Origin of the sequence: Rhodococcus sp. 06-1460-1B, from assembly GCF_002258475.1 — a bacterium.
GTDB classification, from domain to species: domain Bacteria; phylum Actinomycetota; class Actinomycetes; order Mycobacteriales; family Mycobacteriaceae; genus Rhodococcoides; species Rhodococcoides fascians.
This window is the reverse complement of the sequence record NZ_NOYS01000018.1, coordinates 395,172-416,955: the sequence shown is the minus strand read 5'-3', so window position 1 is coordinate 416,955 and position 21,784 is coordinate 395,172. Positions and strand designations below refer to the sequence as shown.

The 21,784-nt window shown below is 65.0% G+C and carries 17 protein-coding genes; 14 read left to right on the top strand and 3 right to left on the bottom strand.

Features of this window, described 5'->3' with window-relative positions; all coding sequences use genetic code 11:
* Positions 1 to 77 precede the first annotated feature (77 nt).
* The 9 genes from CH268_RS08020 (at position 78) to secA (ending at position 12,595) form a co-directional block, all read left to right on the top strand.
* Positions 78 to 1,298 (top strand): alkane 1-monooxygenase, encoded by a 1,221-nt coding sequence (locus CH268_RS08020; RefSeq protein WP_094663162.1) that lies wholly within the window; start codon positions 78 to 80, stop codon positions 1,296 to 1,298.
* A gap of 120 nt (positions 1,299 to 1,418) precedes the next feature.
* Positions 1,419 to 2,903, top strand: coding sequence for an adenosylhomocysteinase (gene ahcY, locus CH268_RS08015; RefSeq protein WP_027496506.1), 1,485 nt, complete (start codon positions 1,419 to 1,421; stop codon positions 2,901 to 2,903).
* 17 nt (positions 2,904 to 2,920) lie between these two features.
* Positions 2,921 to 3,586: a dTMP kinase gene (locus CH268_RS08010; RefSeq protein ID WP_032370710.1), complete on the top strand. Its 666-nt coding sequence runs from the start codon at positions 2,921 to 2,923 to the stop codon at positions 3,584 to 3,586.
* Positions 3,587 to 3,590: 4 nt separating this feature from the next.
* Entirely contained in the window at positions 3,591 to 4,268 is a 678-nt protein-coding gene (gene mtrA, locus CH268_RS08005) for an MtrAB system response regulator MtrA (protein WP_027496508.1), read from the top strand.
* Positions 4,265 to 5,947: an MtrAB system histidine kinase MtrB gene (gene mtrB, locus CH268_RS08000; RefSeq protein ID WP_032366296.1), complete on the top strand. Its 1,683-nt coding sequence runs from the start codon at positions 4,265 to 4,267 to the stop codon at positions 5,945 to 5,947. The genes mtrA and mtrB overlap by 4 nt, the downstream gene beginning before the upstream one ends.
* A complete protein-coding gene (lpqB, locus tag CH268_RS07995) occupies positions 5,944 to 7,725 on the top strand; it encodes an MtrAB system accessory lipoprotein LpqB (protein WP_371827939.1) in 1,782 nt (593 codons plus the stop codon). Before mtrB ends, lpqB begins: the two co-directional genes overlap by 4 nt.
* A 41-nt stretch (positions 7,726 to 7,766) precedes the next feature.
* The gene (locus tag CH268_RS07990) at positions 7,767 to 8,450 is read left to right on the top strand and encodes a ComF family protein (RefSeq protein WP_094663160.1); all 684 of its coding nucleotides are present in this window, start codon (positions 7,767 to 7,769) and stop codon (positions 8,448 to 8,450) included.
* Positions 8,451 to 8,683: 233 nt separating this feature from the next.
* Positions 8,684 to 9,352: a ribosome hibernation-promoting factor, HPF/YfiA family gene (gene hpf, locus CH268_RS07985; RefSeq protein ID WP_027496511.1), complete on the top strand. Its 669-nt coding sequence runs from the start codon at positions 8,684 to 8,686 to the stop codon at positions 9,350 to 9,352.
* 321 nt (positions 9,353 to 9,673) lie between these two features.
* A complete protein-coding gene (secA, locus tag CH268_RS07980) occupies positions 9,674 to 12,595 on the top strand; it encodes a preprotein translocase subunit SecA (RefSeq protein WP_094663158.1) in 2,922 nt (973 codons plus the stop codon).
* A gap of 45 nt (positions 12,596 to 12,640) precedes the next feature.
* Here the strand turns inward: secA and CH268_RS27555 are convergent, their stop codons facing one another.
* Entirely contained in the window at positions 12,641 to 13,237 is a 597-nt protein-coding gene (locus CH268_RS27555) for an Rv3235 family protein (protein WP_141215098.1), read from the bottom strand.
* A gap of 174 nt (positions 13,238 to 13,411) precedes the next feature.
* On the opposite strand from CH268_RS27555, the gene CH268_RS07970 reads away from it, so the two are divergent.
* The 5 genes from CH268_RS07970 (at position 13,412) to CH268_RS07950 (ending at position 19,431) form a co-directional block, all read left to right on the top strand.
* Positions 13,412 to 14,857: a WS/DGAT/MGAT family O-acyltransferase gene (locus CH268_RS07970; protein WP_094663246.1), complete on the top strand. Its 1,446-nt coding sequence runs from the start codon at positions 13,412 to 13,414 to the stop codon at positions 14,855 to 14,857.
* A gap of 11 nt (positions 14,858 to 14,868) precedes the next feature.
* The gene (locus tag CH268_RS07965) at positions 14,869 to 15,393 is read left to right on the top strand and encodes a DUF6912 family protein (protein ID WP_032366300.1); all 525 of its coding nucleotides are present in this window, start codon (positions 14,869 to 14,871) and stop codon (positions 15,391 to 15,393) included.
* A gap of 138 nt (positions 15,394 to 15,531) precedes the next feature.
* Positions 15,532 to 16,647, top strand: coding sequence for a ferredoxin reductase (locus CH268_RS07960; protein ID WP_094663156.1), 1,116 nt, complete (start codon positions 15,532 to 15,534; stop codon positions 16,645 to 16,647).
* Positions 16,648 to 16,755: 108 nt separating this feature from the next.
* Entirely contained in the window at positions 16,756 to 18,051 is a 1,296-nt protein-coding gene (locus tag CH268_RS07955) for a fatty acid desaturase family protein (protein ID WP_032366301.1), read from the top strand.
* Positions 18,052 to 18,180: 129 nt separating this feature from the next.
* Positions 18,181 to 19,431, top strand: a complete 1,251-nt coding sequence (locus CH268_RS07950; protein WP_032370715.1) for a fatty acid desaturase family protein — start codon at positions 18,181 to 18,183, stop codon at positions 19,429 to 19,431.
* A 48-nt stretch (positions 19,432 to 19,479) separates the two neighbouring features.
* Here the strand turns inward: CH268_RS07950 and rsgA are convergent, their stop codons facing one another.
* On the bottom strand, positions 19,480 to 20,514 hold the full coding sequence (rsgA, locus tag CH268_RS07945) for a ribosome small subunit-dependent GTPase A (protein ID WP_176457065.1): 1,035 nt from the start codon (positions 20,512 to 20,514) through the stop codon (positions 19,480 to 19,482).
* Positions 20,466 to 21,782 (bottom strand): 3-phosphoshikimate 1-carboxyvinyltransferase, encoded by a 1,317-nt coding sequence (aroA, locus tag CH268_RS07940; protein ID WP_032366303.1) that lies wholly within the window; start codon positions 21,780 to 21,782, stop codon positions 20,466 to 20,468. The genes rsgA and aroA overlap by 49 nt, the downstream gene beginning before the upstream one ends.
* Positions 21,783 to 21,784 lie beyond the last annotated feature (2 nt).

The following is a 21,784-nucleotide window of genomic DNA, read 5'->3' as shown; positions in this document are numbered from 1 at the left end:
TCCGAACGCCCGGCATGTTATACCCTCGAAAACAAACTGATAGGACCGCAAACATTCGGTGAGAGGGTGTGGCAACTGTGAGCGTGGACGGCCGAACCACCTCATCGGACGATTCGGGTGTCGCTTTCGGGGAGCGGAATTCGGCCGGGGCTGCACCTGCGGTTCGGCGGTGGGACAACAAGCGCTACTTGTGGATACTGGGTCTGCTGGCACCGGCATCGGCACTGTTGCCGTCCCAATTGGTGTACCGGACCGGCATGCCGGTGTTCTGGTGGAGCGGCGTCCTGGTGTTCTTCGTGATCATTCCGATCATCGATCTGCTCGCGGGCGAGGACGGTCACAACCCGGACGCGTCTGCGGCCGACAAGCTGCAGAACGACCGCTATTACCGCTGGTGCACCTATCTGTTCCTGCCCATCCAATTCATCGGTCTGATCGTCGCCTGCTGGATGTGGGCGTACGGAGGTCTGAGCGTGGTGGACAAGATCGGGCTCGCGGTGACGGTGGGCCTGGTCGCGGGAACCGGAATCAACGCCGCCCACGAGCTGGGCCACCGCGTCGAGCAGCACGAACGCTGGTTGGCGAAGGTGGCCTTGTCGCAAACCCTGTACGGACACTTCTTCGTCGAGCACAACCGCGGTCACCACGTGCGGGTGGCCACTCCGGAGGATCCGGCCAGTGCCCGGCTGGGAGAGAGCGTGTGGACGTTCGTGCCGCGCAGCGCTGTTCTCGGGCTGGCCTCGGCCTGGAAGCTCGAGGCTCGGCGGCTGCGCCGCAAAGGCCACTCCGTGTTTCACCCGTCGAACGCTCTATTGCACACGTGGCTGCTCAGCGCCGTTCTCTTCGTCACGCTGATGGTCGTCTTCGGCTGGGCGATCGCGCCGTATCTGCTGATACAGGCCGTCGTGGGATTCGTGCTCCTGGAGATGGTGAACTACGTGGAGCACTACGCACTGCTGCGCGAGACGAACGAGCGAGGCAGATACGTGCGGTGCGCACCGCGGCACAGTTGGAACAGCGACCGGCTGTGCACCAACATCTTTCTCTACCACCTGCAGCGACACAGCGATCATCACGCCAATCCGGGGAAGCGATACCAGACTCTGCTCTCGTGCGACGAGGCTCCGCAGTTGCCCGCAGGGTACGCGACGATGGTTCTACTGGCAGCGGTACCGCCGCTGTGGCGTCGGGTGATGGACCCGCGGGTGCTCGACCACTACGACGGTGATCTCGTCCGGGCCAACATTCTGCCCCGAAAGCGCGATCGGATTCTGGCGCGAGCCCAGCAACACGGGTGACCGCGGGACCACTCGACGAGCCGTCTGAAGGGCATCGGACCGATTCGCCGGGCAGACGGTCGCCGCGCGCCGCGACCCGATAGCCTGGACGAAGACATTCAAGTCAACAGGAGAGGCAAGATGACGACCTCAGTTACGTCAGGATCGGCACTCACCGTGGAACACCGCGGTGGAATCGACTTCAAGGTCGCAGACCTGTCACTCGCAGAATTCGGCCGCAAGGAAATACGGCTGGCAGAGCACGAGATGCCCGGCCTGATCGCGCTTCGTCGCGAGTACGCCGACGTTCAGCCGCTCAAGGGCGCACGAGTATCCGGATCGCTGCACATGACGGTGCAGACCGCCGTGTTGATCGAGACGCTGGTGGCACTCGGTGCCGAGGTGCGTTGGGCCTCGTGCAACATCTTCTCCACCCAGGATCACGCTGCCGCGGCCGTCGTCGTCGGCCCGTACGGCACCGTCGAAGAGCCCAAGGGCGTTCCGGTGTTCGCCTGGAAGGGTGAGACCCTCGAAGAGTACTGGTGGGCCGCCGAGCAGATGCTCACCTGGCCCGAGCAGCCTGCCAACATGATCCTCGACGACGGCGGTGACGCCACGATGCTGGTGCTGCGCGGCGCTCAGTTCGAGAAGGCAGGCGTCGTTCCGCCGACCGACGACGACCAGGATTCCGACGAGTACAAGGTGTTCCTCGGCCTGCTGCGTCGCTCCCTCGAGGCGTCGACGACCAAGTGGACCGAGATTGCCGCATCCGTGCAGGGTGTCACCGAGGAGACCACAACCGGTGTGCTGCGGTTGTACCAGTTCGCTGCTGCCGGTGAGCTGTCGTTCCCGGCCATCAACGTCAACGACTCGGTCACCAAGAGCAAGTTCGACAACAAGTACGGCACTCGCCATTCGCTGATCGACGGCATCAACCGTGGCACCGACGTTCTCATCGGCGGCAAGGCCGTGCTGGTCTGTGGCTACGGAGACGTGGGCAAGGGCTGCGCCGAGGCACTCAAGGGCCAGGGCGCTCGCGTGACGGTCACCGAAGCAGATCCCATCAACGCCCTGCAGGCACTGATGGACGGCTTCGACGTGCGCACGGTCGACGAGTTCATCGAGCAGGCCGACATCGTGATCACCTCGACGGGCAACCTGAAGATCATCACGTTCGAGCACATGCGCAAGATGAAGCACCAGGCGATCCTGGGCAACATCGGCCACTTCGACAACGAGATCGACATGGCCGGCCTCGAGAAGGCTGCCGACGTCACGCGGATCAACATCAAGCCGCAGGTCGACGAGTTCCAGTTCAAGGACGGGCACTCGATCATCGTGCTGTCCGAGGGCCGTTTGCTGAACCTCGGCAACGCCACCGGTCACCCGTCGTTCGTCATGAGCAACAGCTTCTCCAACCAGGTCATCGCGCAGATCGAACTGTGGACCAAGCCGAGTGAGTACGACAACGAGGTCTACCGGTTGCCCAAGCACCTCGACGAGAAGGTTGCTCGCATCCACGTCGAAGCGCTGGGCGGCTCGATCACCAAGCTCACGAAGGAGCAGGCCGAGTACATCGGCGTCGACGTCGAGGGCCCGTACAAGCCCGAGCACTACCGCTACTGACCGAGAGAGTTCGGTCGTTGGGAAAGCTCTTCGTCATCGAGGGAGTCGACGGAGCGGGCAAGAACACGCTCGCCCGTCGGCTCGTCTCGGCGTGGGAACGCGACGGCCTGGCCGTCGTCCGGGTCGGGTTTCCCCGGTACGGCAGGTCGGTTCATGCCGATCTGGCGGCCGAGGCGCTGCAGGGGGAACACGGAGACACCGCGGGCAGCGTGCACGCCATGGCGCTGCTGTTCGCACTCGACCGCAAGGATGCGGCCGACGAGATCCGAAACTTGTTGTCCCGCAACGATATCGTGTTGCTGGACCGGTACGTGGCGTCCAATGCCGCCTACACCGCGGCGCGGTTGGAGCAGTCCGTCGACGGAGCGGCCGTCGAGTGGATCCGGTCACTCGAATTCGAGCGGTTCGGTGTGCCCGTTCCGGACGTGCAGGTGCTGCTGGACGTACCGGTGGCTCTCGCTGCGGAGCGCGCCGCCGCGCGTGAGAGTGCGGACGCCGCGCGCACCCGGGATGCCTACGAACGCGACGGCTCGCTGCAGACCCGAACCTCGGCCGTCTACGGCCGTCTCGCAGAAACGAACTGGGCGTCGCCCTGGCGAGTCGTGCGCGCCGACGTCGACCCCGATCGACTCGCCGCCGACATGTTCAATCAGCCATCCGCCGAGCCGAAAGTGACACGATAGAGCCATGAAGCCTCGGATTCTGGTTGTGGACGACGATTCGGCTCTGGCGGAGATGCTCACCATCGTGTTGCGCGGTGAGGGATTCGAGCCGTTCGTCGTCGGAGACGGCACCCAAGCGCTGGCGGCCGTCCGCGAGAATCGACCCGATCTGGTGTTGCTCGACCTGATGCTTCCCGGAATGAACGGCATCGACGTCTGTCGCGTGCTGCGAGCCGACTCGGGCGTCCCGATCGTCATGCTGACGGCCAAGACCGACACCGTCGATGTGGTGCTCGGTCTCGAATCCGGGGCCGACGACTACATCATGAAGCCCTTCAAGCCGAAGGAGCTGGTGGCACGCGTCCGGGCACGACTGCGTCGAACCGAGGACGAGCCGGCCGAACTGTTGTCGATCGCCGACATCGTCATCGACGTCCCCGCCCACAAGGTCAGCCGCGGCGACGAGCTGGTCTCGCTCACTCCGCTCGAATTCGATCTGCTGGTCGCCTTGGCCCGCAAGCCCCGTCAGGTGTTCACCCGTGAGGTTCTGCTCGAACAGGTGTGGGGCTACCGGCACGCCGCCGACACCCGCCTGGTCAACGTCCACGTTCAGCGCCTGCGCGCCAAGGTCGAGAAGGATCCGGAGAACCCGGAGGTGGTGTTGACCGTGAGGGGGGTCGGGTACAAGGCCGGACCGCCGTGATCGGTTTTTCCCACTCTCGGCGACGAATCAACGGCAAGTTCTCCCCGCTCCTGCGTTGGTTCAGGTCGCTGAGCACATCGCTGGGTCATGCCTGGCGAAGGTCACTGCAACTGCGCGTGGTCGTCTCGACCCTGACGTTGTCGCTCGTGGTGATCCTGATTCTCGGCGTCGTTCTGACCAGCCAGATCACCGATCGGTTGCTCGAAGCGAAGCTGTCTGCAGCCACCGAGGAACTCGACCGCTCGCGCACCACGGTGGAGGGCAACCTCGCCGGTGCCGATGATTCGAGCGGCCTGTCCACCCGTCTCGAACGGGCGAGAGCAGCGTTGACGAACCAGGACCTCGACGCCGCGTCGACCACAGGGTCGGCAGGGTCCTTCGACCCTGTTCTGATCGTCGAGGGCGACGCGACCCGCGCGGAAGCGTCGGTCGGTCCGGTCGACCAGATACCGGCCAGCTTGCGCGACTTCGTCAAAAAGGGCCTGATCAGCTCGCAGTACGCCACCGTGACCGACAGTGACGGCGGATATTCCGGATCGGCGCTCATCATGGGATCGCCCACCGGTTCCGACATATCGGCGCTGCAGCTGTATCTCATCTTCCCGCTCGCCAGCGAAGACCGAACGCTCTCTCTGGTCCGCGGCACGCTGTTCATCGGGGCCGTGGTGCTGCTGGTGCTGCTTGCCGCGATCGCGATGCTCGTCGCGCGGCAGGTGGTGCTACCCATTCGATCCGCGTCCCGCATCGCAGTACGTTTCGCCGACGGCAGGCTCAAGGAGCGAATGCCGGTTCGAGGTGAGGACGACATGGCGAGGCTGGCGATGTCGTTCAACGAGATGGCCGAAAGTCTGTCCAAACAGATCACGCAGCTCGAGGAATTCGGAAACCTGCAGCGCCGGTTCACCTCCGACGTCAGCCACGAACTACGAACTCCGCTCACCACCGTGCGGATGGCCGCGGATCTCATTCACGACGCCAGTGACGATCTCGAACCTGCCCTCAAGCGTTCCTCCGAGCTGTTGGTCAACGAGCTGGACCGCTTCGAGACGTTGCTCGGTGATCTGCTCGAAATCAGCCGCCACGACGCCGGTGTCGCCGAACTGGCTGCCGAGCAGCTCGACCTCCGGATGTGTGCACGCGCCGCGGTCTCCACGGTGCGTCACCTCGCCCGCGAAACCGGCACCGAGGTGATCGTCGACATGCCCGAGACGGCGGTCATCGCCGAGGTGGACCCGCGGCGCGTCGAACGTATCCTGCGCAACCTACTGGCCAACGCCCTCGATCACGGGGAAGGCAAGCCGGTGCTGCTGCGCCTGAGATCGGATGCCGACGCGGCAGCCTTCGTGGTGCGCGACCAAGGAATCGGTCTGCGCCCCGGCGAGGAGAAGCTGGTGTTCAATCGGTTCTGGCGCTCGGACCCCTCCCGCGTCCGGCGCTCGGGCGGTACCGGCCTCGGGTTGGCGATCAGTGTCGAGGACGCCCGGCTGCACGACGGTAAGCTCGAGGCGTGGGGTGCAGTCGGCGAAGGCGCATGTTTCCGGCTCACGGTGCCACTGGTCCGTGGTCACAAGGTGATCGGCTCACCTCTGCCGTTGAAGCCGAGCACCAAGAAATACGCTCAGGGACAACCGATCCCGGCTATCGGTGCGCAGCGGGCCGCGTCGGAGTCGTCGACGTGATTCGCTCGTCTCGTCGGCTGTCTCGCTCGGTTGCAGTCTGCGCCCTGATCGCCGCCCTGGTCTCCGGTTGTGCCAGCCTGCCCGAGTCCTCGAGCCCCCAGGCCATCGGCACGTTGACCGACGGTGCCGCGCCGACCAGCGCCCCGGCCCCCGAACCCGGACGTGAGCCCGACCGGCTGCTCGACGACTTCTTCGAGGCCAGCGCAGTGTCGGCCAACCGCCACCAGGCCGCCCGACAGTTCCTGACCGAGGACGCGTCGAACACGTGGGACGACGGCGCTCGTACCGTCGTCGCAGATCGGATCGACACCTTGTCGGGGCCCCGAACTGCAGACTCTGCGCAGTTCACGATTCGGTCGACGACAGCGGGAATCCTGGCTCCCGGCGGGGAATATCAGGCCGGATCGGACACCTTCGACATCGCGATCGACATGACGCGCGTCGACGGCCAATGGCGCATCTCGAAGCTGCCACCGGGTGTGGTCATCGATCGCTCGGCGTTCATGGACACCTATCAGCAGCGATCCATCTACTTCGTCGATCCGCTCGGTGGGGTGTTGGTGCCGGATGTTCGGTGGACGAGCGGATCGCAGGATCAGCTCGCAAACCAGCTCGTCCAGCTGTTGATCGATGGACCCAAGTCCGCGCTGTCCGCAGCGGTGAGCAACGAATTGTCCGACGACGTCAGTATCCGGGGGCCCATCACCAAGGCCGACGGACAGACCACACAGGTCGGAGTCGGTCTCGGCGGCATCAGAATCGACTTCGGTGGTTTGCAGAACAAGGGCGACCGCGACCGAGAATTGCTTGCCGCACAGGTGATCTGGACTCTGGCCTCGGCGGAGGTGGCCGGGCCCTACGTGCTGCTCGCCGACGGACAACCCATCGACACGACCAAGCCGGACGGGTGGACGACGGCCGGGGTCGACTCCTTCGATCCACAGAGCTCCACCAACGAATCGGTCGGCCTGCACGCATTGGCCTCCGGTCGACTGCTCCGCGTCGAGGAATCCGCGACCACACCCGCCCCCGGGTACTTCGGGCAGGCACGGAATCTGCGCTCGGTGGCATTGTCGAACGACGGAACACTCGTGGCCGGCGTCGCGGATACCGGTAGACCCGCTCCGGCACCGTCGAGCACATTGATGGTCGGTAGCTACGACGGTGGCGCGTTCCCGGTGGCCGAGGGGCAGTCGATCACGCGTCCGACGTGGGGAGCCGATGACAACGCCGCCTGGGCGGTCATCGACGGCACCAACGTCATTCGCGCGGCCCGCGACCCCTCGACCGGTCAGGTATCGGTGATACCGGTCGATGCCCGCGCGGTCACCACCCTGGGAACTCGCATCACCGAACTCCGGCTGGCCCGCGACGGCGTTCGGGCCGCACTCATCGTCGACGGCGTGGTGTACGTGGCCACCGTGGTACGCGATCCGTCGGGCGTCTATTCGCTGACGGCCCCGCGCGCGGTTGCGATCGGACTCGGCAGTGACGCCACCAGCCTGGACTGGAGCACCGGCGAGGCTATCGTGATCGCACGGGTTGCCACCGATACACCGGTGGTCCAGGTGACGGTCGACGGCTCGAGGATGGACGCCCTGCCGTCGCGCAATCTCACCAATCCTGTTCTGGCGGTCGATGCGTCGCCGGAAACCGAGTACGTTGCCGACGCTCGCGCTGTGTTCGCACTCAACAACGCCGATCCGGTCGGCGACAGGTACTGGCGCGAGGTCACCGGCCTGGCCGGGGTGAAGGCCGTCCCGATCCTGCCCGGCTGACGTCCGGCGGGTGTCGGTGGCTACCGGCACACTTCACGGTCATGAGAACGCTTCTCGACCTCGTCCTGCCCCTCGAATGTGCCGGGTGTGGGGTGCCGGGGGAGCAGTGGTGTCGCCGTTGTGAACAGGCGCTGTCGGTGCCGCCTGTCCGGGTGCGTCCGCGGGTCGATCCGGGGGTGCCCTGCTGGGCGCTGGGCACGTACACCGGCCCTCGGCGCAACGGGGTGATCGCACTGAAAGAACGGGGCCGACGGGCCGTGTCCGTGCCGTTCGGGCGGGCGCTGGCCGGTGCGGTGCACCAACTGCGCGCTGCGGGCGAGATCGATCCACCGGAGCTGAGTCCCCTCGTTCTGGTGTGCGCTCCGTCCCGGGCGCGCGCAGCGCGAGCCCGAGGGGGCGATCCGGTGCTGCGGTGTGCGAGGAACGCAGCGACCGAGTTGGCACCGGAGCGAGTATCGGTTCCCCAGCTGCTGAAGATGGCCGGGGGAGTGCGAGATTCGGTCGGGCTCTCGGCAGGTCAGCGTCAGCACAACGTGGCGGGCCGGATCGAAGTGATCGGACAGTCGCGCCCGGCTATCGGCCGGCCGCGGCCGCGAACCGACGAACTGACCGTTCTTCTCGTCGACGACGTGGTGACCACCGGGGCGACCCTGGCCGAATGTGCAAGAGTGCTAATCGATTTCGGGATCTCGTTGGCTGGTGCGATCGTGGTGGCCAGCGCGTGAACGCGAGTCGACGAGACACGCCGACAACCAATTCGGGGTGAACGGTGGCACACGCGTCGATGACCGACTAACGTCGCGGACACGCTCCATCACGACGGAGCGGACCGGTAGAACGACCCGTAGAAACACGGACGTGAGGTGATGCCCCGGACTCGAGATGCCGGAAGGTTCCCCATTCGGCATGCACACCTGCCACGTCCAACAGTGGGCGTGGCCGATATCGGGAGGTACACGTGACGACCCCTTCACAAGCCTCGGTTTTCTTCGACGAGAAGCCTTCGGAAGAACCCGCCAAGAGCAATGCCGACGTTGTGGTCAAGGGCCGCAACGTCGAGATACCGGACCATTTTCGGATATACGTGTCCGAGAAACTGGCTCGCCTCGAGCGCTTCGACCCCTCCATCTACTTGTTCGATGTCGAACTGCAGCACGAACGAAATCGCCGTCAGGCCAAAGCATGTCAACGCGTGGAGATCACCGCGAAGGGCAAAGGCCCGGTCGTTCGTGCCGAAGCGTGCGCAGACAGTTTCTATGCCGCACTCGAAGCAGTGACCTCGAAACTCGAAAGCAGACTCAGGCGCACCAAGGATCGGCGCAAGGTCCACTACGGCGAGAAGAGACCGGTATCCGTCGCCGAGGCCACCGCTGAACTCGCCGAAGACGACACACTTGCGCTCGATCCCGAGACCAAGCTGGATTCGTTCGAGGACGATCAGACCGGCCCCGGGCACATCGTTCGCACGAAGGTTCACTCGGCGGCACCGATGAGCGTCGACGATGCGCTGTACGAGATGGAACTGGTCGGCCACGACTTCTTCCTGTTTCACGACAGCGCCACCGACCGGCCTTCCGTGGTGTACCGACGGCATGCCTTCGACTACGGCCTGATCAGGCTCACCTGACCGAGCGTGACAGCGAACGGGTCGTTCGCCGTCCGTGAAATATCCGACCACTGCAGGCTCGACGCCGGAAGACACGATCCCCACGTCGAGCCTGCAGTGCTGTGTCGGGGTTGTCCGAATGCCGGCGTGGTGTCGTTCGGGGACCGACAGTGGGACTGCCGTACCCACAGTGAGACCGCCTACCATGGACGCGTTCGGGTTACTGCCGCGCGGACGTCACGGTGACGAACCCGTGCGCTCGTGCAGGTAGCAGTAACGCGTCGAGTAACAGATTTGTTCGTGTCAGTACCCGTGAACCGAGGATCGAGGACGAGAAAACCCGTGCCGTCGCTGTCGTTTTCTAAGCTGCTCCGTGTTGGTGAAGGTCGCATGGTCAAGCGGCTCAAGAACATCGCTGACCACGTCTCGACCCTGTCTTCGGACGTCGAGAGTCTCTCCGACGACGAACTGAGGGGTAAGACCGCCGAGTTCAAGGAGAGGTATTCATCCGGGGAGACCTTGGATCAGTTGCTGCCCGAGGCATTCGCGGTCGCCCGTGAGGCATCGTGGCGGGTGCTGTCCCAGCGGCACTTCGACGTGCAGGTGATGGGCGGAGCTGCCCTGCACTTCGGCAACATCGCCGAGATGAAGACCGGCGAGGGCAAGACCCTGACGTGTGTTCTGCCTGCTTATCTCAACGCCATCTCCGGCGACGGTGTGCACGTGGTGACGGTCAACGATTACCTCGCCAAGCGTGACTCGGAGTGGATGGGCCGTGTGCACCGCTTCCTGGGTCTGTCGGTGGACGTGATCCTGTCCGGGATGACGCCGGTCGAACGCCGTGCAGCGTATGCCGCCGACATCACCTACGGCACCAACAACGAGTTCGGGTTCGACTACCTACGCGACAACATGACGCACTCGCTCGACGATCTGGTGCAGCGCGGACACAACTTCGCCGTGGTCGACGAGGTCGACTCGATCCTCATCGACGAGGCGCGAACCCCACTGATCATCTCGGGCCCCGCCGACGCGTCGAGCAAGTGGTACGGCGAGTTCGCCCGGATCGCCCCCATGCTGAAGGTCGACACCCACTACGAGGTCGATATCCGCAAGCGCACCATCGGTGTGCACGAGGCCGGCGTCGAGCTGGTCGAGGATCAGCTCGGTATCGACAACCTGTACGAGGCGGCCAACTCGCCTCTGGTGAACTACCTGAACAACGCCATCAAGGCCAAAGAGCTCTACACCAAGGACAAGGACTACATCGTCCGCGACGGCGAGGTCATCATCGTCGACGAGTTCACCGGTCGCATCCTGGTCGGACGCCGCTACAACGAGGGCATGCACCAGGCGATCGAGGCCAAGGAGAAGGTGGAGATCAAGGCCGAGAACCAGACCCTCGCCACGATCACGCTGCAGAACTACTTCCGCCTGTACGACAAGCTCTCCGGCATGACCGGCACGGCCGAGACCGAGGCCGCGGAGCTGCATCAGATCTACGGATTGGGCGTCATTCCGATCCCGACGAACCGCCCGATGGTCCGCGTCGACAACGGCGACCTGATCTACAAGACGGAAGAAGCCAAGTTCGACGCGGTGGTCGACGATGTCGTCGAGCGGCACGAGAAGGGCCAGCCGGTTCTCATCGGCACCACGAGCGTGGAACGGTCGGAGTATCTGTCCAAGCAGTTCACCAAGCGCGGCGTCGCGCACAACGTGCTCAATGCGAAGTTCCACGAGCAGGAAGCGACGATCATCGCCGAGGCCGGGCGACAGGGCGCGGTGACGGTGGCGACCAACATGGCCGGCCGTGGCACCGACGTCGTGCTCGGCGGCAACCCGGACATCCTCGCCGACCTGAAGCTGCGTAAGCAGGGCTTGGACCCGGTGGAGACTCCCGAGGAGTACGAGGCCGCCTGGGAGCCTGCTCTGGAAGAGGTCAAGGCTCAGGTCAAGGCCGACGCGGACACCGTGCGCGAAGCCGGTGGCCTGTACGTTCTCGGAACCGAGCGCCACGACTCACGTCGTATCGACAACCAGCTCAGAGGGCGGTCCGGTCGTCAGGGTGATCCGGGCGAATCGCGGTTCTACCTCTCGCTCGGCGACGAGCTGATGCGTCGATTCAACGGCGGCGCACTCGAATCGATCATGACTCGGCTCAACTTGCCCGACGACGTCCCGATCGAGGCCAAGATGGTGTCCAAGGCCATCAAGAGTGCCCAGACACAGGTCGAGCAGCAGAACTTCGAGATCCGCAAGAACGTCCTCAAGTACGACGAGGTGATGAACCAGCAGCGCACCGTCATCTACGAGGAGCGCAGGCGCATCCTCGAAGGTGCCGACATGGAGGGCCAGGTCGAGGGCATGATCACCGACGTGATCACCGCCTACGTCGATGGTGCGACGAGCGAGGGCTACGTCGAGGACTGGGATCTGGAGCAGTTGTGGACGGCGCTGAAGACTCTGTATCCGGTCGGTATCGATCACAAGGTTCTCTCGGGCGAGAACGAGGACGGCGAGAAGGGTGACCTGAGCCGCGACGAGCTGCGCGAGGCGCTGCTCGAGGACGCCCGCTCGGCCTACGCCGCTCGCGAGGCCGAGATCGACGGCATCGCAGGCGAGAACGGAATGCGGGAGCTCGAACGTCGGGTTCTGCTGTCCGTCCTCGATCGCAAGTGGCGCGAGCATCTCTACGAGATGGACTACCTCAAGGAGGGCATCGGACTGCGTGCGATGGCCCAGCGAGATCCACTGGTCGAGTACCAGCGGGAGGGCTACGACATGTTCCAGGGCATGCTCGACGGCCTCAAAGAGGAGTCGGTGGGCTTTCTGTTCAACCTCCAGGTCGAGGCGACCCCTGCCCCGGCAGGTCCGGCCGCGTCCGCCGGTCTCGCGGTTGCCCCCGGGTTGGCCTCACCCGTCGGATCCGGTCGCCCGGCAGCTGCGGCAACGTCGGCACCTGCGGCCACGTCGGCACCTGCGGCCACGGGCGGTCAGCCTGCGGCCAAGGCGGCCCCGGCCCCTGCCGCTCCAGCTCAGGCAGCTCCCACAGCTCTGCGTGCCAAAGGACTCGACGAGCGGGACGAACAGAGATTGACGTTCTCCGGCCCGGCCGAGGGGGGCGGTACGGCTGTGCAGCGATCGGATGCTGCAGCGAGCGCGGAGTCGGCGGCCGAGGGAACCCGACGCGAGCGTCGCGAAGCAGCGCGAGCGCAGAACAAAGCACCGAAGAAGTCGGCGCGCTCCAAGCGCAAGAAGTAGTCGGCCGGGTCGATCCGGCGCGACCTAGCCGGGCGACCCGTGTTCTCAACCCACTCGCAACGAGGTGACCGTCCATCCTGGCCGCCGTGGGTCGACCGCCTGCTCGATTCGGCCCGCGAAGGCGAAGGTGCGTGGGCCGCGGGTGTACGAGCCGAATATCTCGGCCGACGTGTCCGATCTATAAGCGACGTGCACGCGACGCACCGCGGCGAATCCGAGTCGCCGTCCCGGTGGGGGCGTGCGGACGATGGTGCGAATCAGGTCGATCACGGGCGCAGTGAACAACGAGGACAGTTGCTCGGCACTGCGCCTGCGGTCGATCACCTCGATGAGCAACCGCATGGCGCGTTCGGCGCTCGCCCGCGCATCGGCGGGCACCACTTGCACGATCGGTCGATGGGGTGCCTCGGCCCGGCGGCGGGGGCGAGTGCTGCGTACCGATGCCGGATGGCGTTCCGGTGGCCTTTGCGGGCTCTCACCCCGTCCCCAGGTGTGCACCGCGCCTGCCGAGAGTGGCGGCTCGAACTGGGTCGGCCGCGACAGAAAGCAATGGTGCTCGGCGCGCAGCCGAGAGTCCGCCGGCGACGGTATCGGGCTGTCGTCCCCGGTGTCCGGCGGATCGTTGGATTCGATGACGCTCACACCGACATTGACGGTCGCGATCGAATTTCGGTTCCCGAGATCGGCGACACGTCGGTGCCCACCCGGCACTGGGACTCACGTCGCGAACCCACGTACTCTGAGTTCGAGCACACCGCGCAACAGGCGGTATCGATCGGGGCGCACCACGTGCGAGGACGGGGACCGAGACACGCGATGGCGACCAGACTGACGGCGCAGGATGCGTCGTTCTACTTTCTCGAGGCCGGCAGCAGTCCCATGCACCTCGGCTCGCTCGCCGTCTTTCGGACCCCGCGGAGCGGTTTCAGTTACGACCGACTGCTGTCGTTGGTCGAACAGCGACTGATGCTGGTTCCGCGCTACCGGCAGAAGGTCCGCGAAGTCGCGTTCGGTTTGGCGCGGCCGGTCTGGGTGGACGACGCGGATTTCGACATCACCTATCACATCCGTCGTTCGGCACTACCCAAGCCGGGGACGGACGATCAGTTGCACGACCTGATCGCGCGACTGACCTCACGGCCGCTCGATCGCACCCGACCGTTGTGGGAGATGTACCTGGTCGAGGGCCTCGCGAAGAATCGTTTCGCCATCTTCACCAAGTCTCATTCGGCCCTCGTCGACGGCGAGAATGCGCTCGACATCGGTCAGGTCATTCTGGACGCGAGCAAGAACCCCGCGCCGATGGCCGAGGAGCTGTGGATGCCTGCCCGTGAGCCCAAGGACTCGGTGTTGGTGCTCGACGCGCTCACCGAACTGGTGGTGCGTCCGGGCGAGAGCATCGAGACGTTGCGCGGCGCGGTCAACGGGGTTGCCGGTCTCGCGGGCGACGCATTGCGCGCCGCGGGCAAGGTCGCGGCCGTGCTGCGTACCGCGACACAGAGCGCCCCGTCCAGCCCACTGAACGCGCCGATCTCGCGAAATCGTCGGTTCGCCGTGGCCAAGACCGAGCTGGCGGATTACCGCAGGATCCACGACAGATTCGACTGCTCGATCAACGACGTCGTGCTCGCAGTCGTCACCGGCGCGCTGCGAAATTGGCTGCTCTCGCGCGGCGAACCCGTCACGGCATCGTCCACGGTGCGGGCCATGGTGCCGATGTCGGTGTACGTCTCGTCCGATCGAGTCGGCTTCGGTGAGGGCAGCGACATTTCCGGTGAGCCGGCAGAGGACGATCGCAGCGAGGTGTCCTCGTTCCTCGTCGACCTCCCGGTGGGGGAGTCGAACGCCGTCGTTCGGCTGTCTCACATCGCGCACGCGACCGAGGCCCATTCTCATCAGAGCCGCGGTGTGACGGCTCAGACGCTGATGCGGATCAGTGGGTTCGCTCCGGCGAGCCTGCATGCCATGGGTGCGCGGGCGGGTAGCCGACTCTCGCAACGAGTGTTCAACCTGATCGTCACGAACGCGCCGGGCCCGCAGTTTCCGCTGTACGTCGGTGGTGCCCGGATGCTCGAGATGTACCCGGTGTCGCCGCTGTTCGAGAATCAGGCGTTGAGTATCGGGCTGACGTCGTACGACGGTTTTGTGTTCTTCGGGCTCAATGCCGACCGCGGAGCGATGCCCGATGTGGATGTGGTGACAGCGCTACTGCACGAGGCGCTGGAAGAGTTGGTCGACGCCAGCAACGAATCGAGAGTGTGAGGTCTTCTGCAATGCGTGTCTACGTTCCGGCGACGCTGGAATTCTTGAAAGTGCTCGCAGCCGAGGGCGAGTTCAGTCCGGTCTCGCGCACCGCATTCGCGGTGACGCCCACCTTGCGTGAGGCGTACTCGTCGGGCGACGACGAGGAGTTGTCCGAGGTCGCGATGGGGGAGGCCGCGCGTGCCTCGCTGCGCCTGATCGCCGCTGCCGTCGACGACGAGGCGGACACGGGGACGGTGGCCGACGGCGTGGTCTACCGACGGGCGGTGATTGCCGCAGACGTCGACGATCCCACCCTGCGTCCCGATCTCGACGACGCTGTCGTTCGGCTGAAGGAACCGCTGCGAATGGATCAGGTCGCGTCGGTGCACGTCGATCTGGAAGGGGCCGAAGAAGCGGTTGCCAAGGCTGTCTCCGCCGTGGACGCAGCGGACATGGGCGATGCCGATGCAGAATTCGTTCTCGGTGATGCCGAAGACCACACGCTGGCGTGGTACGCCCCCCAGGAACTACCATTTCTGCTCGATCTGCTGTGATCCTGCTCTCGGCCACGACCTGGCGATATCCGCGGTTGGGCGGCCTGCAGAGGTGACCAGGGGACTCAACCTACGGTAGCGTAACCTCGATGCCCGCACGCGGTTCGGTACGACGATCGAGGGGATGGGGAACACCCGATGGATCTGAAGAAGTGGTTGGAGGCCCCGGTGGCCGGTGTCTCGGCACCCAAGCGGCCGAGGCTGAACATGCTGCGTGGTGCTTTCACCCGCATCACCACTCCCTTGCTGCCCGACGACTACTTGCACCTCGCCAACCCGTTGTGGTCGGCCCGTGAACTGCGCGGCCGCGTCGTACGCGTGGAGAAGGAAACCGCTACCGCGGTGACACTGGTGATCCAGCCCGGGTGGGGCTTCAATTTCGATTATCAGCCGGGTCAGTACATCGGAATCGGACTGCATCTCGGCGGTCGGTGGCACTGGCGCTCGTATTCGCTGACCTCGCCGCCGAACTGGGAAGACAAGCTGATCTCCATCACGGTCAAGGCGATGCCCGAAGGGTTCCTGTCGTCACATCTGGTGGGCGGCGTGCCGCAGGGGACCATCGTGCGACTGGCGGCACCGAAGGGCAATTTCGCACTGCCCGTTCCGCCGCCCGCCAAGATTCTCTTCGTCACCGCAGGTAGCGGCATCACCCCGGTCATCTCGATGCTCAGAGCACTCGATCGTCACGGCGACATGCCCGATACCGTGCATATCCACTCGGCCCCCACCGAGGACGAGGTGATGTTCGCGGCCGAACTCGCAGCCCTCGAGAAGTCGCATCCCGAGTTCACCTCTCACGTGCAGCTGACGCGTTCCGACGGCAAGTTCGCTCTGTCCTCGCTCGACGAGCTCTACCCCGACTGGCGTACCCGCGACACCTGGGCCTGCGGTCCCGCGGCACTGCTCGAGGAAATCGAGAAGACGTGGAAGCACGAGGGCATCGAGCACAAGCTGCACCTCGAGCGGTTCGAGATCTCGCGCGCCGATACGTCCGGTTCCGGCGGAACCGTCACGTTCTCCAAGTCCGACAAGAAAGCAGCGGCGGACGGGGCGACCACGCTGCTCGAAGCGGGCGAAAATGTGGGTGTTCGGATGCCGTTCGGCTGCCGTATGGGTATCTGCCAGACGTGTGTGGTGCCGTTGACCGCAGGGCATGTGATCGACCTGCGTTCCGGTAAGGAACACAGCGAGGGTGACCGCGTCCAGACGTGCATTTCCGCGGCCGCGGGCGACTGCACATTGGAACTGTAGGTCTGTTTTTCGCACACTGCCTTCTCAGGCTGCTGGGTTACGCTCACGTAGGTTGCCCACGCTGAACCCCGGTATTTCGGGCGCCGCACACAACTGTTGGAGGACCCGGTGGCCATCACCGACATCAAAGAGTTTGCTCACCTGACCGAAGAAGACATGGAAGCGTTCGGGCGCGAACTGGACGCCATTCGCCGCGACGTCGAGGACAGTCGCGGTGAACGCGATGCCGCATACATCCGCCGGACCATCCGAGCTCAGCGCATGCTCGAGCTCGGTGGACGCGCCGTGCTGCTCGGTAGCAAGTACCGGCCGGCATGGCTCGTGGGGACCGCGATGCTCAGCGTCGCGAAGATCATCGAGAACATGGAGCTCGGCCACAATGTGATGCACGGCCAGTGGGACTGGATGAACGATCCGGAAATTCACTCCACCTCGTGGGAGTGGGACCAGACCGGGCCGTCGGAGCAGTGGAAGCGGGCGCACAACTACTCGCACCACACGTACACCAACATCGTCGGAATGGACGACGACATCGGCTTCGGCATCCTGCGGATGACCCGCGACGAGCCGTGGAAGCCGATCAACCTCGTTCAGCCGCTCGCCAATGTCGTGCTGGCGACGACGTTCGAGTGGGGCATCGCACTGCACGACTACGACGCTCAGAAGCAGCTCGACGGGGAACACGAAAAAGGCCTCTTCAAGTCACCGGCGGCCCGCGCTTTCGCGCGCAAGATCGCCAAGCAGGTCGGCAAGGACTTCGTCCTGTTCCCGGCCCTGTCCGGCCCGGCGTGGAAGTCCACGTTGACCGCCAACGCCACGGCCAACCTGGTTCGAAACCTCTGGGCCTACGCCGTGATCTTCTGCGGTCACTTCCCCGACGGCGCCGAGAAGTTCACGATCGGTCAGTTCGAGAACGAGACCCGGCCCGAGTGGTACCTGCGGCAGATGCTCGGTAGTGCCAACTTCGAGGCCGGCCCCGTCATGGCGTTCATGAGCGGAAACCTCTGCTACCAGATCGAGCACCACATGTTCCCGGACCTACCGAGCAATCGGTACTCGGAGATCGCAGAGAAGGTGCACGCGCTGTGCGACAAGTACGACCTGCCGTACACGACAGGGTCGCTCGGTAAGCAGTACCTGTTGGCACTGCGGACCATCCACAAGCTGTCGCTGCCCGACAAGTGGTTGCGCGCAACCTCGGACAACGCGCCCGAGACATCGTCGGAGCGGCGTTGGCGCGTCGGCGATTCTCCGACCGTGCACGCACTTCGGATCGACCCGCTCACCGGCCAGCGCCGTGGACTGCGCTCGGCGATGCAGGAGGCACGAGGAGCTCTGCGCAACGCGAAAAAAGAAGCCAAACGACAGGCGAAGGCGCTGCGGCGATCGGACGTCACCGCCTGATTGTGAATCGTCACACAGATTCGCGCCCGTAACCTACGCGACCGTAAGTTACGATACGGTAGGTGACGGAAATGCACACGGCTCACTACCGCACGCTGTGTGTTCACAACTGCCAGGAGGCTGTTTCCCATGGCGATTTCGGACATCAAGGAATACGCGCATCTGACCGACGCCGACATCGAAGCATTGGGCCACGAGCTCGATGCGATTCGGCGAGACATCGAGGCGTCCCGTGGTGAACGCGACGCCCGGTACGTGAAGAACACGATTCGGCTGCAACGCTCGCTCGACATCGGCGGACGTGCAGTCCTGTTCGCCAGTCGCCGCCGCCCGGCATGGCTGGTCGGTACCGCCATGCTCGGGGTCGCGAAGATCATCGAGAACATGGAGCTCGGCCACAACGTCATGCACGGCCAGTGGGACTGGATGAACGATCCGGAGATCCACTCCACCTCGTGGGAGTGGGACAACACCGGGCCCTCGGCGCACTGGAAGCAGACGCACAACTACATTCACCACAAGTACACCAACGTGTTGGGCATGGACGACGACGTGGGCTACGGCCTGCTGCGCGTCACCCGCGACCAGCGTTGGAAGCCGTTCAACATCGGCAACCCGGTCTACAACCTGTTGCTGCAGCTGTTCTTCGAGTACGGCGTGGCGCTGCAGCATCTGGAACTGGGCAAGGTGGCCAAGGGCCGCGTCCCACGCGAGGAATTCGAGCAGAAGCGTCGCGAGGTCCTCGAGAAGGTCGGCAAGCAGATGGGCAAGGACTACGTCCTGCATCCACTGCTCACCGGACCTGCCTGGAAGAGCACGCTGACGGCGAACATCGTCGCCAACATGATGCGCAACGTGTGGACCAACACCGTCATCTTCTGCGGGCACTTCCCCGACGGTGCCGAGAAGTTCACCAAGTCGGACATGGAAGGCGAAACGCAGGGGCAGTGGTACCTGCGTCAGATGCTGGGCAGCGCGAACTTCAACGCCGGTCCGGTCATGGAGTTCATGAGCGGCAATCTCTGCTACCAGATCGAGCATCACCTGTTCCCCGATCTACCCAGCAATCGTCTGCGGGAGATCAAGGTTCGGGTTCTCGAGCTCGCGGAGAAGTACGACCTGCCGTACACGACCGGTTCGATCGTGCACCAGTACTTCCTGTCGTGGCGAACCATCGCCAAGCTGTCGCTTCCGAACAAGTACTTGAAGGCGACCAGCGACGACGCGCCGGAAACCGCGTCCGAGCGTAAATGGGAACAGGCACCTGCAGGTCTGTTCGCCGTCGACCCCGACACCGGAAAGCGGCGTGGCCTTCGGACCGCGATCGCAGAAACCAAGAAGCGCAAGGGGATTCGCAGACTGGTCGGCAAAGCAGCCTGACCGACTCCGATTTCGAGCAGCGAAGCCTGGTACAGACCCCGTGGGTCTCTACCAGGTTTCGTTCGTTCGAACCGCTTCCAGCAGGAGCCGTACGGCAGCCACCCGTCGTGCTGCATCCCCGGTGAGCGTGTCGAGAGCGCACTCGGGATCTGCAGGCGGACCCAGGTGAGTGCAGCCGCGGGGGCAGTCCTCGATGGTCTCGGCGAGGTCGGAGAATGCGGCCACGACGTTCTCCGGCGAGATGTGCGCCAATCCGAACGATCGGATGCCGGGAGTGTCGACCACCCATCCGCCGCCCGGTAGCGGCAGCGCCACCGACTGCGTCGACGTATGGCGGCCCTTGCCGACGCCCGAGACCACCCCGGTCGCGCGATAGGCGTCGGGCACCAGTCTGTTGACAAGCGTCGACTTGCCGACACCGGAGTGTCCGATGAGCGCGGTGACCTTGTTCGTCAGCATGGCGGTCAGTTCGGTCAGGTCCTCGGACTGGCCCGCCAGTACCACCGGGACGTCCAGATCGGCGAACGACGCGGTGAACTCGTCGGGTGCAGCGAGATCGCTCTTGGTCAGGCACAGCACCGGTTCGAGTCCGCCGACGTACGCCGCGACGAGAGCGCGCTCGACGAAACCGGTGCGGGGAGGTGGATCGGCAAGCGCTGCGACGATGAGCAGTCGGTCGGCGTTGGCCACCACGACGCGTTCGAACGGGTCGGTGTCGTCCGCGGTGCGGCGCAGCACCGTTCGCCGCTCGGCCACGCGCACGATTCGGGCCAGAGTGTCGACCTTGCCCGACAGATCTCCGACGATGCCGACCTCGTCGCCCACCACGATCGGAGTTCGCCCCAGCTCGCGGGCCCGCATCGTCACGACCGGCCGAGACGGGTCACCGTCGAGTACGCAACCCCAGCGGCCGCGGTCCACGGACACCACCATGCCGGCTTCGGCGTCGTTGTGTTCGGGTCGAGTCTTGGTGCGCGGACGAGAACTCTTGCCCGGCCGGATGCGGACGTCGGACTCGTCGTAGCGGCGCGCGGTCAGGATCCGACCCCGCTGGGTGTGGAAGCGGACAACATCGTGTCCCACAGGTTCTCGAAGCCGGGGAGAGTCTTGGCAGTGGTGCCGATGTCGTCGACCTCGACGCCCGGGACGCGGAGCCCGACGATCGCGCCGGCAGTGGCCATGCGGTGGTCGGCGTAGGAGTGCCAGGTGCCGCCGTGCAGCGGTGCGGGATCGATGCGAATGCCGTCGTCGGTTTCGACCGCTCGCCCGCCGAGGCGCACTATCTCGGTCGTCAGTGCGGCCAGTCGGTCGGTCTCGTGACCGCGTAGGTGGGCGATGCCGCGCAGGATGGACGGCCCCTCGGCCAGGGTGGCGAGCGCTGCGACGGTGGGGGTCAGCTCGCCGACGTCGTGTAGATCGAAGTCGATGCCGCGCAACGTGTTCGGACCTTCGACGGTCAGCACCCCTGCGCGTAGTTCGACCACCGCGCCCATCTGCGTGAGGATCTCGCGGAACACATCGCCGGGTTGAGTCGTCGACTCAGGCCAATTCGGTACTCGCACAACACCTTCGGTGACAGCGGCGGCAGCGAGGAACGGGGTGGCGTTCGAGAGATCCGGCTCGATGCTCCAGTCGACGGGGGTGACCGAACCGGGATGCACGCGCCAGGTGTTCGCGTCTCCGCTCGATTCCGGGGTGTCGACTCGGACGCCCGCACGGCGCAGCATCTCGACGGTCATGTCGATGTGCGGCATGGACGGGACGGGCTTACCGATGTGATGGATCTCGATTCCCTCGTCGAACGCCGCGGCCGAGAGCATCAGGCCCGAGACGAACTGCGACGACCCCGAGGCGTCGATCTCGACGGATCCACCACGCAGCGAACCGGTACCGCGCATCGTGAACGGCAGCGCGCTGCCGTCGACGTCGGCGCCCACAGCGCGCAGTGCGTCGAGGATGGTGTCGAGCGGCCGGATGCGAGCCTGCTCGTCTCCGTCGAAGGACACCACGCCGTCGGCGAGCGCGGCCAGGGGCGGGACGAAACGCATGACCGTTCCGGCCAGGCCGCACTCGACGGATCCACCGTGCAGCGTTCCCGGCGTCACGCGGAGAGACGTCGGATCGTTGCGGTCGGCGGCCACCTGCACGCCCAGTGTCTCCAGAGCATGGATCATCAAGTCGGTGTCGCGGCTGCGAAGCGCGCCGGTGACGGTCGACGGGCCGGATGCGAGCGAGGCGATGATCAGCGCGCGATTGGTGATCGACTTCGATCCGGGCAGAGTGACTGTCGCGTCGATGGGTCCATCGGCGGCGGGGGCTGTCCAAGTGCTCACCGGTCCATCTTCGCTCATCG